Source organism: Sporolactobacillus vineae DSM 21990 = SL153, from assembly GCF_000377985.1.
GTDB lineage: Bacteria > Bacillota > Bacilli > Bacillales > Sporolactobacillaceae > Sporolactobacillus > Sporolactobacillus vineae.
Map to the genome: position 1 here is coordinate 397,344 of NZ_KB899042.1, position 13,448 is coordinate 410,791.

A 13,448-nucleotide genomic window follows, 5' to 3' on the forward strand; every position below is an offset into this window, starting at 1 on the left:
TTTTCTATCCTAACGAATTCATCATGAAATGGGAAGCCCCACCGGACGATTCAGCTTCCAGAAAATGACGATACCATACTTTTCTGAAGGGATTCTGAAAAACTGCAAAAAAGCAGCTCTTTGATTAAAAAAGAGCTGCCTGCAGCGTCGAAACAAATTCAGTAGCCGACGGCCTGCTTCAAAAATGATGTGATCGTCTCTTCATGCGAATCGCTCAGTAATTTTCCCGTCTTTTTGTCGATAAATGTAGGGACGGTCAGAAACTGATATTTTTCTTTTAGCGCGTTAAACCGTTTTTCATCATCTTCGCGGACAAACATTTCAATTTCATGATTATATTTACCATCCAGACCGTCGTTAAGGACCCTTTTGGCACGTTCACAATAGGGACAGATCTGCTTCGTAATCATCAATATGCGCTTTTCGGCCATGAAAGGTCAGCCTCCTCTTTCCGTTTCTTCACATTTATTTTATCAGTTCTCCGGAACCCTGTCCTGCAAACTGCCTGAACGGGGTCATCGATCTTTATCATTGGTTTTTCGGTCTTCAGGCGCGGTCTTTCGGTCTTCATCATTTGCTGGACGTTCGCCCAGACCGCCGTGCTGCTGAACGCATATAATGGATTATTCAATCGGTGAGGAGGTGTTCTGCATGGGATCTCCCTGCGACGGAGGAAATGTCGGCGGAATCGGAGGCATCGGCCACAATACCGGTTTTGCACTGCTTGTGGTTCTGTTCATTCTCCTGATTATTGTCGGCACCGCTTTCTGTTATTAATTCGATGACAGAAAAAGGCACCTGAAAAGGTGTCTCATACATACTTTAGTGTTCCGTCCATGACCGCGTCGCCAGCTTTTCAGCGGAAATGTCTCTGAGCTTCGCCCAATGGTACGGTTCCCCGCTCAGAATCACATCCTGGCGGCGCAGCTGCTCCAGATTACGGACGCCCATCATCAGCATCAGCTGCGAGAGCTGCTGTTTCCAGCTCTCAATGATTCCGATCAGTTGATCCGCACCGCCGTCGAGTACAGCGCGGAGAAATGTACCGGATACGCCGACCGCACCTGCCCCGAGCGACAGCGCCTTAAGGACGTCGAGCGGATGGCGCACACCGCCCGATGCGAGAAGCGTAGCTGACCCAAGATACTTCTGTGCTTCGAGCAGAGAAACAACCGCAGACTGACCCCAGTCTTTCAGATAATCGAATTCATGCTTCCCGCGGCGCATATTTTCAATCGTGATAAAATTGGTCCCGCCGCGGCCGCTGACATCAATATAACGAATTCCCGCGTCGATCAGCCGGCGCATGACATCGCGGTTCATTCCGAAGCCGACTTCCTTGACAACAATCGGCAGATCAAGAGCCGCGGCAATATGTTCCACATGAGTCAGCCAGTGCGAAAAATTCCGGTCGCCTTCCGGCATGACAATTTCCTGCGGGGCATTAAGATGAATCTGGAGACCGTCTGCTTCCAGCATATCGACAGCCTGCCGGGCGTCGTCAACGTCCAGTTCGGCGCCAATGTTCGCAAAAATAAACCCGTCCGGATTCACACGCCGCAGCACCTGAAAAGTATCGCGCAGCTCCGGATTCTTAATCGCCGCTTTCTGTGAACCGGACGCAATCGCTACCCCGGTCGCTGCAGCAGCACGCGACAGCTGCTCATTAATTCGCTTTGTTTTCTCGCTGCCCCCGGTCATTCCATTGATATAAAACGGCAGTTTCCATGTGCCGAGCGGCAACCTTGCGGCTAAATCAATATCCGCAAGGTCCAGCCCCGGCAGGGAATGATGAACGAACTTGACAGAATCAAAATCATTGGACGGATTGACACTATCATTTTCCCGGAATAACCGGACATGCTCATCTTTACGTGATTCCTTCACGTCCGTCCCTCCTTCCTGATCTTCCGGATCGTGATATACCTGAAGCGGCAGAGGCACAATTCCGGCCTTTTCCCATTCTCTTCGGATGCTGTCTGCAGCGACGTTCCGGCTGAAAAGGACAATGCCGCAGTCGCCGCCGCCTGCTCCGGAAGATTTGGCCGCACCATGATAGCTTTCAGCGATCTCGCAAAGCCGGCGGAGCGGCTCTGTTTCAATCGTTCCGCCGCTCAGACCGGACAAGGTATGCAGCAGACGCCTGTTTCTGCGGATTCCCTCAAGGATCCAGTCCGGACGCTGCTTTCTGAACCCGGCAATCATTCGGTTGACGCATGCCGAACTTGCGGACAAAAAATCCTGATAATCCGCCGCCCTGCTCTTTTTCACTTTCGCCACATCGCAGACAAGCCGGCGGGTTGACGCCGGACGGCCCGTCCAGCCGACCAGCAGATTGAGTGATGCCGGTAAAGTCAGCGGCTCAACCGACAGTCCCGGCCACGGCTCAGCGATGATTTCGGACAAGCTCTTCCCTGAACGCTTCTGCCCTTTCAGCCATTCATGATCAAACGAGGTATAGGCCAGCCAGCCGCCATATACACTGGCTGCAATGTCCCCGCATGAACCATTCCCCTGAACCGCCAGATGCGCCATGGCGGCCAATTTAAAAACGGTCTGCTTCGTGGCCGGCTCGCCGAAGAAACGAAGCAGTGCCTGAACTGTACCCACGGTCACCGCCGCACTTGATCCGAGGCCGTATTTCCTGCCGTCTTCCCCGTTCAGTTCACTGCGAATGTCCAGATGATAATAAGTCAGCTGCCGGTTTTTTTGAAGAAGATAGGCCTCTGCATATCGGATCGCCGATAAAATGAACCGGAACGGCTCCGAAGCGGCAATAAGCGGCAGGATATTTTCCCTTGTCCAGCTCAAGGGTGTCTCAGAAATACCCGGGGAAAAAATAATTCCTTCCTTTTCATGATGGGCAATACGTACCGTTACAAACTGATCAACCGCGATAATCACCGCAGGACAACCTGCTTCGACGACCGCATATTCTCCTGCTATGTATAGTTTTCCCGGTGTTTTGACAACTGATTTCACAACTCGTCTCCTGCTTCTCTCAGAAATGTTCGCGGAACCGGATTCCTGAACCCGGTCCGGAAACCGTCAGTGCTCCGGCTGAAAAATAATCCGACAGATCACTGACGATTCGATCCGTATCTTTCTTCCTGCAGATAATTTTAACATTCGGACCGGCATCAATGGTAAAGAAACAGGGCACGCCATCATTTCTGAGCGCCCAGACACGCTGCATCGCCGTCATTGTTCCTGCTTCCCAGTAACAAAGCGGCGGATCGGCGGCGAGCATCGCGGCATGCATCTTCAGCGCATTAGCCTCGGCAATCCGGCCGACATCTTCAAGACTGTGCCGGTGCACCGCCTGCTCCATCTTCAGCAGGTCGCTTTCGGCAGCATCCACCCATGCCGGGTAATACGGAGACGTAGCGACGGTTCGTCTCATGCCTTCACGGCTGGATATCTTTTTACGCTGCCGGTCGACAGCAACAATAATCATTTGAATGTCCCAGTCTGCCGGATCGATCTGTTCGGCGTATGAAGAAGCGTCATCATGACCTTTATGCCATACAACAAACCCGCCGTCGATCGAACGGGATGCCGATCCGGAACCCCGGCGGGCAAGCCGTGACAACGCCGGGGCGGACAGGTCCAGCCGGTAGGCTTTTGACGCTGCGGCCGCCAGCGCGGCAAATCCCGAAGCGGAAGAAGCCAGTCCTGAAGCTACCGGAACATGGTTCTCGGTCCGGATCCGGGCATACGCCGGATTCCCCGACTTCTCCCTGACCAGGTCCATGAACCGCCGGATTTTGTCAATGCTGCGATCATCCGGACGTTTGCCGTCCATCACGATCTCGTCTTCGGTCAAGTCCTTCGCCACGGCCACACGTGTATCTGTAAAAAAAGCATCCAGTGTCAGCGACAAACTGCCGGTCATCGGCAGAATCAATGCTTCATTCTTTTTTCCCCAATATTTAACCAGGGCAATATTCGTATGTGCCCGTACGGCCGCAAACATTTCCAGATACCTCTTTTTTAACTGTTATTCTGACATTCCGGTTTACTGGTTCACAAATTCCGGCTGTTCATCCAGCGGCTGAATCCATGTGCCTGAAGCGCCGGCCCGACGCAACCGGTCTGCAAGCGTTACACCCTGAGCGTGATGACGCACCAGTGCAATGATGCATCCTCCCCATCCGCTGCCGGTCATTTTGGCCCCGAGCGCGCCGCCGGTCATGGCCAATTCAACCAGCCGGTCCAGCGCGGGATGGCTGACACCGAGATCTTTCAAAACATGGTGGGCCTCGAGCATCACGCGTCCCAGCATTTCCGGTTGGTCGGTCTGAAGCGCACGGCGGGCAGAATCGGTCAGCCGTCCCAGTCTGCTGAGGTCTTCCTTCAGACCCGGGTCCTGCTCCAGCCGTCTTTTTAAAGCAGCGACGGCTTTACTGGTCTGCCCCTTGATGCCCGTATCGGCGATGACGAGTGTCGAATGAATACGGGTATGAATCGGCGCTGTTTCTTTGCCGCGCACAAAATAAAGCGGGTGGAAATTGCTCGCCGCTTCGGCATCCAGGCCGCTGGGCGCCCCATGGTAGCACTGCTCGGACAAATTCACCAGCGACAGCATCGTCCGGCGGTCCATCGGATGAGCGAAGTAATCACAGAGACTGCGAACCACCGAAATACTCACTGCCGCACTTGAGCCCATGCCCCGTTCTGCAGGAATGTCACTGGACACCGTCAGCAGTAAGTCCGCACAGGGCTGGTTCAGCTGCCTGAGAATGAGCGGAACGATCTTTTTTAAGCCGGCAACTTCTTCCGATCCATGAACGAGTTCGCCTTCATAGAAGGCACATTTTAAATAAACCGGACCATGCCTGAAAACGGTACGGGTTGTCACACTCACCGCCGGCACCGGCATGGCAATCGCCGGCTGGCCATAAACCACAGAGTGTTCCCCAATCAGTATGATTTTCGCGCTGCTTGTTCCAGATCCGGAACGTATCTCCTTCATCCGTATACCATCTTTTCTTAAAAGTTTACCCTTCAAATTAATCTGAGCCAAATTTGTGTCGATGTCAAGTGATTCACCGGAACACCCCCCTCAGGTACGAACAGGAGCCCGGATCTGTTTCACCCGGGCTCCTGCGTTCGACTCATGTACCTGGAATCAGGAAAAAATGTTTTCAACCGACCGGTAGTCGCTGTCACTCAGCTCAACCTCATAAGCCTTGAGGTTGCTGAGCAGCTGTTCCGGTGTCCGGGCTCCGGGAATTACCGGCCCGATCGACGGATTTTTCAGATACCATGCGAGAACAAGCTCCGCGACAGTGGCATGATTTGCTTTGGCAATCGGCCTGAGCCGATCCACTTTTTCTACATTATTCTTGAGCTGATCCGGGGCGTAAAGATCAATCTCATGACGATGATCATCCTCACCAAACTGAGGCAGGTCATTTGCCGTATAGCGTCCGGTCAGCAGCGCTGCCGCAAAAGGTTCATAGGGAACAAAGGTAATCTTATGCTCTTTCAAGAATGGAAAGAGTTTTTCAGCATCGGAATGCTGAAACAAATTGTACTGATTCTCTACCAGATCCACATAACCGTCCTGATCGGCGTCTTTCACCTGTTCCAGTGAAAAATTGGATACACCGATCGCCCGGATCTTTCCGGCTTCCTTCAGCTTCTGCAAAGCACCGACAGCCTCAGCTTTAGGTGTTGCTTCATCCGGGAAGTGAATATAAAAGATATCAAGATAGTCTGTCTTCAGACGCTTCAGACTCTCGTCCACCGCCTGAGTCAGAAATTCCGGCGTGTTGTTCAGCGTCACCGTACCGTCCGGTGCCAACTGCTGCGCGCCTTTAGAAGCAAGAATCACTTTATGACGGTCATTATGCTGCAGCACCTCACCAATCAGCTCTTCTGAATGGCCCAGTCCGTACATGAACGCCGTGTCGATCAGCTCGACACCATGATCAATCGCTGTCTGAACAACCTTTTTCCCGGTCTCGTCATCCAGATTGGGGAAAAGATTATAACCGCCGATTTTATTCGTACCCAGTCCCAGAGGATTGACGTCAATATCCGTTTTCCCGATCGTTACCTGTTTCAATTCAGTCACCAGCCTTCAACGATTTAACTTCATCGTGTAAATCGTACAAATTCTGACAGGCTATGTCAAAAGTTCTGTTTAACAGTAAAACCAGGCCGGGATTACAGAAAATCTTACAATCCTGCGGTGTGAAAGGCTTGCTTCAGATCGGCGATCAGATCGTTCGCGCTTTCAAGCCCGACGCTGAATCTGAGAAAACCGTGTGTTCTGAATTCCGGCGGATAGAAATCAATGCGCTCGTCATCCGGGCCGATAAATACGATCAGGCTCTCGTCATGGCCCAACGATACCGCGGAGATAATGATTTTCAGTGAGTTCACAAACTTGTTGATCGTCGCCGAATCACCGTCAATGCCGAACGCCATCATGCCGGAATACAGACTCATCTGTTTTTTGGCAAGCGCATGCTGCGGATGGCTCTTCAAGCCGGGATAGGCAACAAACGATACCGCCGGATAGGATTCCAGGAACTCGGCAATTTTCTGGGCACTCGCGCTGTGCTGCTTCATCCGGAGCGGCAGAGTGACCACGCCGCGCATGATCAGCCAGGCATTGAACGGGCTGATGCAGCCGCCGACATTCACCATCGCTTCGGATTTGATTTTATCGATCAATTCCTTTTTCCCGATCACCGCTCCGCCCATCGCGTCACCGTGACCATTGATATACTTGGTCAGGCTCTGCACCACCAGATCTGCGCCAAGGGCCAGCGGACGCTGGACATAAGGCGACGCAAAGGTACTGTCGACGGACAGAAGTGCGCCTGCCTGATGGGCAATTTTCGCAATCTCCTCAATATCGCTGATTCTGGTCGTCGGGTTCCCCGGCGTTTCAACATGAATCAGCTTCGTATTCGGACGGACCGCGTTCCTCACTTCGTCAAGATTCGACGTATCAACCAGTGATACCTGGATGCCATACTTCTCCGGAAGATATTGATTCAACAGCCGATAGACCGCTATGTATGAGACATTCGAGCAGATCACATGTGAATCTTTGTCCAAAAAGCTAAAGAAAACGCCGGACAGAGCCGCCACTCCGCTGGCAAGTACAACAGCATCCTCCCCGCCTTCCAGCGAAGCAAGCCGCTGCTGCAGATATAATTGATTTGCCGATGTTGTCCGTGTGTAGATCACATTGTTCGGGTCGCTCCAGTTCAGCGTCGATGCATCTTCCGGCAGCTGGTAGCAATTTGCCATCGTGATCGGACGCCTGATTGCTCCGGTCTCCTTATCCACACCGTTGCCTACATGAATACACCGCGTAATAAAATCTGTTTCGCTGTAATCTGCCATTCTAACCGACTCCCTTTTTAAGTATCTATTCAATGCGTGCCAGGTGCCCGCTTATCGTGAACTTTATTCTGGAGTTGTATTTATCACAACCGGGGGCAACTGAACGAAAATCGGAAACCCAATCCAGAAATATTCTTTGGTCCCCAAAAAACTCATTGAATAAAAAAACAAGCCCGAAGATGAGGAGGCTTGTTCTGTGCTTCTCATCTTTTGAACACCATGTGTTCTTGGAATTAACACCATACATCATCCATTGAAGATGCTGGTTGTCGGGCTTCATCGGGCCAGTCCCTCCGCCACTCTTGATAAGAAATTTCAATTTATTGAATTGTTGACTATATCATAATCACACAGTCAGCCACTGTCAATAATTAATTCATATTAATTTTATCAAATTAATGCCTAATCGACTCTTTTTCACGTTAGTTCTGTGAAACAAATTTTGACTGCCGCTTTCCGCTGCAGGCGCTCGCTGATTCCGCAGGAGTATCGCGATTGCTGTCCCAAACAATGGAACGGCAAAAAGCCGCATGAATAATTCATCTTCCCGAGACATACAAACAAGAGCGTATCTTCCGTTTTTATTTCTGTCGAATGACTTGGGTTCTTCACGCCCCAGCAAAGAATAAAAAGTGCTTGAAAAATGAGATCGAGTGTAATAAACTGATTTTCAATAAAACATTTGAATTCATTTATTCTTATCAAGAGAAGTTGAGGGACTGGCCCGATGACACTTCAGCAACCGCCGCTCTCCTTATGGGTAGTGACAAGGTGCTAATTCCAGCAGACGCAGAAGCGTGTCTGAGGGATAAGAAGAGACATTCGAGCGTAAGGCTCTCTTCTTCCCGAAGAGAGCCTTTTATTTTCCCAATTGTTTCAACAAATTTTTTGAAAGAGGTGCCTGTCAATGACTGAGGATTATCAGTTTTCGACCCGGATCGTCCGTGACACTGTCCGGGTGGATCCCGAGACCGGTGCAGCAAATGTCCCCATCTATCTGTCGTCAACATTTCATCAAAAAGACTTTGATCACTTCGGAAAGTATGATTACACACGATCCGGGAATCCGACCCGTGACGCATTGGAAAATGCCATTGCCGATCTGGAAGGCGGCGAACGTGGTTTTGCCTTTGCCTCAGGAATGGCAGCAATTTCCACAGCATTTCTGCTCTTATCCTCCGGTGACCATGCGATTGTGCCGAAAAATGTCTACGGCGGGACATTTCGGATCCTGACACAAGTTCTGGGACGGCTGGGCATCGAGCATACATTCGTGGATACGACAGATCTCAGCCAGATTGAACAGGCAATCCGCCCGAACACCAAAGTCATTTACGTCGAAACGCCATCCAACCCGACACTGAAAGTCACCGACATCCACGCGGTTTCAGAACTTACTAAAGCGTACCGATGTTACACCTTTGTTGACAATACTTTTATGACTCCGATTTTCCAGCGCCCGCTGGAGCTCGGCGCAGATCTCGTGCTGCATAGTGCCACCAAGTTTATCTCCGGACATAGCGATGTTGTTGCCGGCCTTGCTGTCGCCGGGAACCATGAACTGGCAGATAAACTCTACTTTTTACAGAATGCACTCGGAGCCGTTCTCGGAGTTCAGGATTCCTGGCTCCTGCTTCGCGGCATGAAGACGCTGGATGTACGGATTCGAAAGTCCGCTGAATCCGCCCTGAAAGTTGCCGCATTTCTTTCAAAACAGCCGGAAGTCAGAAGAGTTTATTATCCTGGACTTCCTCAGCATTCAGGATTTAGTCTGCAACATATTCAGGCAAGTTCCGCCGGAGCCATTCTGTCCTTTGAGTTGGAAAATGAGGCAGCAGCACGCACGTTCGTCAATCATGTTTCTTTGCCGATTTTTGCCGTCAGTCTCGGTGCTGTTGAGTCGATTCTCTCTTATCCGCCGAAAATGTCCCATGCCGAATTGTCTGAGGCTGAACGGATAAAAGCCGGCATCGGCAGCGGCCTGCTTCGTCTGTCTGTCGGTCTGGAGGATGCCGAAGACCTGATTCGGGATTTCACCAGGGGCCTTGCAGCAATCAAAGAAAAGAAACACGAAACAGTGACCAGCGTTAACTGACCAATAGCTCATTCAGGAGGAAACAAAATGACCACTACAACAACCAATACAGCACCTTTTCGATTCGACCAGGTTGGCAGCCTGCTGAGGCCGGATGAACTCAAATTCGCCCGTGAAAAGTTTCTATCAGGAGAAATCAGCCGGGCAGATCTGACCAGGGTAGAAGATGAAGAAATACGGAAAATTGTCGCAAAACAAGTCAGTCTTGGACTCAAAGCCGTTACAGACGGTGAATTCCGGCGCAGCTGGTGGCATCTGGATTTTCTGGCAGGGCTGAATGGTGTTGAAACATACTCGCAGCATGCCAGCTATAAATTTAAGGGTGCTAAAACGCGTGATACGAATGTCCGGTTCGCAGATAAGGTATCTTATAATCCGGATCATCCGTTTTTCAAAGCTTTTGAATTTCTGAACAGCATTGTTCCCAAAGGTATTCTGGCAAAACAAACCATTCCCAGCCCCACACTCTATTTCCGTGATCATCGCGACGACAATGCTATTAAGTTCTATGCTTCCCGCCAGGATTTTCTGAAGGACCTGGCAGTCGCCTATCGTCAGACCATTCGCCATTTCTATGATCTTGGCTGTCGCTATCTGCAGCTTGACGATACAACCTGGGCTTTTCTGATCAATCAGATCATCAACGCCAAAAGTGCTGAAGAAAAAGCAAAATATGAACAACTAGCCATAGACAGTGTGACCGTCATCAACGGTGCACTTCAGGACCGCCCGGAGGATCTGACGATCACCACCCATATCTGTCGCGGCAACTTCCGCTCCACATTCCTTTTCTCCGGCGGTTACGGACCGGTGGCAAAATACCTGTCGCAGCTGAATTATGACGGCTATTTCCTGGAATACGATAACGAGCGATCCGGTGACTTCTCACCGCTTGGCGATATTTTTAGCGAGCATTCAGATAAAAAGATCGTTCTTGGTCTCGTCACGTCAAAATTCCCGGAACTTGAATCAGAGGAAGCACTGGAAAAGCGCATCAAGGAAGCCACGCGGTATGTTCCGCTCAGCAATCTCTGCCTGTCCACCCAATGTGGGTTCGCTTCCACCGAAGAAGGCAACAAACTGACCGAAGACCAGCAGCGGGCCAAGCTAAAACGCGTTATCGACACGGCGCAGAAAGTCTGGGCTGATGCCTGAAGATTGTAAAAGAGCACTTAAAAACAACAGGGCGCATCCCACTATTCGGGATGCGCCCTGTTGTTTCGTAAATTTTTTAAACTTCCGTGCCGATGCCTTCATATTCATTCTCAAGAATCTGCTTCAGTTCGCTGATCAGCGGTTCCTTCGGATTGGTTCCCGTGCATTGATCTTCATAAGCAAGTTCGGCGAGCTTGTCGACTGTTTCATCAAAATGCTTCTTATCGATGCCGTTTGCTTTCAAACTCAGGGTGACGTCGCAGTCATGCGCCAGTTTGATGAATGCCTGAACGAAGCGCTCAATCAGTTCTGCCGTAGTGTTGCCTTTCAGACCGATGAAACGGGCAATCGTCGCATAGTCCTCATCTGCTCTGTAGTAATTGTACTTCGGCCAGATCGCCAGTTTTGTCGGAATCTTGGCATTGTAACGGACGACCTGCGGGAAAGTAATCGCGATTGCCAGGCCGTGCGGCAGGCCGAATTCACCGCCGAGTTTATGGGCCAGTGAGTGATTAATCCCGAGAAAAGCATTGGCAAAAGCCATTCCGGCAATGGTCGACGCATTATGCATCGCCTCGCGTGCTTCCTGATCGCCGTTGTAGGAGGCACGCAGGTTGTCGAAGACCAGCTTGATCGCCGTCAGCGACCAGCCGCGAGTATAATCCGAAGCATATACGGAGACATAAGCCTCAACAGCGTGCGTCAGCACATCCAGGCCGGTCCAGGCAACCGTCCGTTTCGGCAATGTTTCCACGAATTGCGGATCAACAATGGCGATGTCCGGCTGGAGCGCATAATCTGTGATCGGATATTTGACATGTGTTTCGGAATCGGTGATGACGGCATAGGGTGTCACTTCCGAACCGGTTCCGGACGTTGTCGGAATCCCGATATATTTCACTTTCTTCAGTTCCGGTACTTTAGAGGTCCGTTTGCGGATATCATGGAATTTCTGCTTTGCCCCGAAAAAGGAAGCGTCCGGGCGCTCATAGAACAGCCACATGCCCTTTGCAGCATCCATCGCTGAGCCGCCGCCCAGCGCAATGATCGTATCCGGCTGGAACTTTCTCATCACATCGACGCCGCGATAGACGGTATCCGTCGTCGGGTCCGGTTCAACCTGTGAGAAGACTTCAATCTCCGGTTTTTCTCTGCACTGATTCAACATGGCGATCACACGATCCGCGTAGCCGAATTTTACCATTCCGGGATCACAGACGAGAAAAACACGTTCCATTCCAGGCATGTGTTTCAAATAACGGAGCGAGTTCCGTTCGAAATAGATCTTCGGTGGCAGTTTGACCCACTGCATATTATTGCGCCGTTTGGCAACAACCTTGATATTGAGCAGATCGAAATCAGACACGTTGTGAGAAATCGAGTTATGGCCGTAAGAACCTGTGCCCAGTGTCAGTGACGGAATCATATTATTGTACATATTCCCTATGCCTCCGAGTGCCGACGGTGTATTGACGATAATACGGCAGGCTTTCATTTTCAATCCGAACTGTTTGATCAGTTCCTGATCCCTTGTATGGATCGCAGCCGTATGTCCGGCACCGCCGAAATCAAGCAGTTCCTCAGTAATTCTGAATGCTTCTTCATGGCCTTTCGCCTTATACATCGAAAGCACCGGCGACAGTTTTTCACGGGACAGCGGGTAGTCAGGACCAACCCCATCAATTTCGGCAATCAGTACCCGGGTCGCCTTCGGTACGCTGATCCCGGCTAATTTAGCGATCTCATAAGCAGATTTTCCGGCGATCGGGCCGCGAACACTGCCGCGCCTCGGATCCATCATCGCCTCGCCGAGGGCGCGATTATCCTTCTTATCGATAACGACACTGCCCAACCGCTTAAATTCAGCTTTAACAGCTTCATAAATCTCTTCATCGACGATCACACTGTTTTCGGAAGCACAGATCATGCCGTTATCAAAAGTTTTGGACAGGGTAATGTCATTCACTGCCTGTTTGATGTTTGCTGTTTTTTCAATGTACGCCGGACCGTTTCCAGGGCCGACACCGAGTGCCGGCTTACCGGTTGAATACGCCGCCTTAACCATGCCCGGGCCGCCGGTTGCCAGCACGGTCGCCACATCCGGATGATTCATCAGGGCACCGGTTGCCTGAATACTTGGCTTCTCGATCCACTGAATCGCATTTTCCGGAGCGCCCGCTTCGACTGCCGCTTTTGCAAGAATCTTTGCCGTTTCGACGCAGGACTTCTGTGCCTGCGGATGGAAACCGAAGACGATCGTATTCCGTGTCTTGAGGGCGATCAGAGATTTGAAGACCACCGTCGATGTCGGGTTGGTAACCGGTGTTACTCCGGCAATGATGCCGACAGGTTCAGCAATCTTGACAATCTGTTCCTGATCATTTTCTTCAATAATTCCGACCGTTTTGTCGTGGCGGATCTTGTTCCAAATGTATTCGCTTGCATAGATGTTTTTGACAGCCTTATCCTCAACGACCCCGCGTCCGGTTTCCTCTACGGCCATTTTTGCCAGTTTCATGTGATTGTCCAAGGCGGCGATGGCCATCGCTTCACAGATTTTATCCACCTGGTCCTGATTAAAATGTTCCAGTGTATCCAGAGCTTTTTTTGATTTCTGAACCAAACTGTCAATGTATTTCTTAATGGATTCCAGATCTGCCTCCGGACGACTTTGCCGTACTGCAGCTTGCTGTTCCAGACTTTTCTCTTTGTCGTTTTGTTTAACCGTCTTTAACATAATCAGCCTCTCCTTTGTGAAGTTTTTCACAAGTAACCGTTAACAATAAGAGCTCCAAAAATGAAAGCTCTTTCTGTAAACGGTTTTTCTATG

10 protein-coding genes and 2 riboswitches are annotated in these 13,448 nt (G+C 50.7%); of the genes, 3 read left to right on the forward strand and 7 right to left on the reverse strand.

The window, feature by feature from the left end; translation table 11 throughout:
- Positions 1–158: 158 nt before the first annotated feature.
- Positions 159–431, reverse strand: a complete 273-nt coding sequence (locus D889_RS0101965) for a glutaredoxin family protein (protein ID WP_010631427.1) — start codon at positions 429–431, stop codon at positions 159–161.
- 220 nt (positions 432–651) lie between these two features.
- Between D889_RS0101965 and D889_RS15325 the strand changes: the two genes are divergently transcribed.
- Complete coding sequence (locus tag D889_RS15325) at positions 652–777, forward strand: YjcZ family sporulation protein (RefSeq protein WP_018962102.1); 126 nt, start codon at positions 652–654, stop codon at positions 775–777.
- Between the two features lie 45 nt (positions 778–822).
- Here the strand turns inward: D889_RS15325 and D889_RS0101980 are convergent, their stop codons facing one another.
- From D889_RS0101980 to D889_RS0102000, 5 genes are all read right to left on the reverse strand, one after another.
- Positions 823–2,982, reverse strand: coding sequence for a phosphomevalonate kinase (locus D889_RS0101980; protein ID WP_010631428.1), 2,160 nt, complete (start codon positions 2,980–2,982; stop codon positions 823–825).
- 19 nt (positions 2,983–3,001) lie between these two features.
- Positions 3,002–3,976 carry a diphosphomevalonate decarboxylase gene (gene mvaD, locus D889_RS0101985; RefSeq protein WP_010631429.1) on the reverse strand — a complete coding sequence of 325 codons (975 nt, stop codon included), beginning with the start codon at positions 3,974–3,976 and terminating at the stop codon, positions 3,002–3,004.
- 42 nt (positions 3,977–4,018) lie between these two features.
- A complete protein-coding gene (gene mvk, locus D889_RS0101990) occupies positions 4,019–4,975 on the reverse strand; it encodes a mevalonate kinase (RefSeq protein ID WP_010631430.1) in 957 nt (318 codons plus the stop codon).
- Between the two features lie 156 nt (positions 4,976–5,131).
- Positions 5,132–6,073, reverse strand: a complete 942-nt coding sequence (locus tag D889_RS0101995; RefSeq protein WP_010631431.1) for an aldo/keto reductase — start codon at positions 6,071–6,073, stop codon at positions 5,132–5,134.
- Between the two features lie 113 nt (positions 6,074–6,186).
- On the reverse strand, positions 6,187–7,368 hold the full coding sequence (locus tag D889_RS0102000) for a trans-sulfuration enzyme family protein (protein WP_010631432.1): 1,182 nt from the start codon (positions 7,366–7,368) through the stop codon (positions 6,187–6,189).
- 200 nt (positions 7,369–7,568) lie between these two features.
- Positions 7,569–7,680: riboswitch (SAM riboswitch) on the reverse strand.
- 383 nt (positions 7,681–8,063) lie between these two features.
- Positions 8,064–8,183, forward strand: a riboswitch (SAM riboswitch).
- A 92-nt stretch (positions 8,184–8,275) separates the two neighbouring features.
- Here D889_RS0102000 and metC point away from each other — a divergent pair.
- Both metC and D889_RS0102020 read left to right on the forward strand, forming a co-directional pair.
- The gene (gene metC / locus D889_RS0102015) at positions 8,276–9,463 is read left to right on the forward strand and encodes a cystathionine beta-lyase (protein ID WP_010631435.1); all 1,188 of its coding nucleotides are present in this window, start codon (positions 8,276–8,278) and stop codon (positions 9,461–9,463) included.
- Positions 9,464–9,490: 27 nt separating this feature from the next.
- A complete protein-coding gene (locus D889_RS0102020) occupies positions 9,491–10,618 on the forward strand; it encodes a vitamin B12 independent methionine synthase (protein WP_010631436.1) in 1,128 nt (375 codons plus the stop codon).
- A gap of 76 nt (positions 10,619–10,694) precedes the next feature.
- On the opposite strand, the gene adhE is transcribed toward D889_RS0102020, so the two are convergent.
- On the reverse strand, positions 10,695–13,355 hold the full coding sequence (gene adhE / locus D889_RS0102025; RefSeq protein WP_010631437.1) for a bifunctional acetaldehyde-CoA/alcohol dehydrogenase: 2,661 nt from the start codon (positions 13,353–13,355) through the stop codon (positions 10,695–10,697).
- Positions 13,356–13,448: the final 93 nt, after the last annotated feature.

Excerpts from the sequence above, each read along its gene's own strand:
- mvk (WP_010631430.1), bottom strand. The coding sequence starts at position 4,975 with ATGAAGGAGATACGTTCCGGATCTGGAACAAGCAGCGCGAAAATCATA.
- D889_RS0101965 (WP_010631427.1), bottom strand. The coding sequence starts at position 431 with ATGGCCGAAAAGCGCATATTGATGATTACGAAGCAGATCTGTCCCTAT.
- D889_RS15325 (WP_018962102.1), top strand. The coding sequence starts at position 652 with ATGGGATCTCCCTGCGACGGAGGAAATGTCGGCGGAATCGGAGGCATC.
- mvaD (WP_010631429.1), bottom strand. The coding sequence starts at position 3,976 with ATGTTTGCGGCCGTACGGGCACATACGAATATTGCCCTGGTTAAATAT.
- adhE (WP_010631437.1), bottom strand. The coding sequence starts at position 13,355 with ATGTTAAAGACGGTTAAACAAAACGACAAAGAGAAAAGTCTGGAACAG.
- D889_RS0102020 (WP_010631436.1), top strand. The coding sequence starts at position 9,491 with ATGACCACTACAACAACCAATACAGCACCTTTTCGATTCGACCAGGTT.
- metC (WP_010631435.1), top strand. The coding sequence starts at position 8,276 with ATGACTGAGGATTATCAGTTTTCGACCCGGATCGTCCGTGACACTGTC.
- D889_RS0102000 (WP_010631432.1), bottom strand. The coding sequence starts at position 7,368 with ATGGCAGATTACAGCGAAACAGATTTTATTACGCGGTGTATTCATGTA.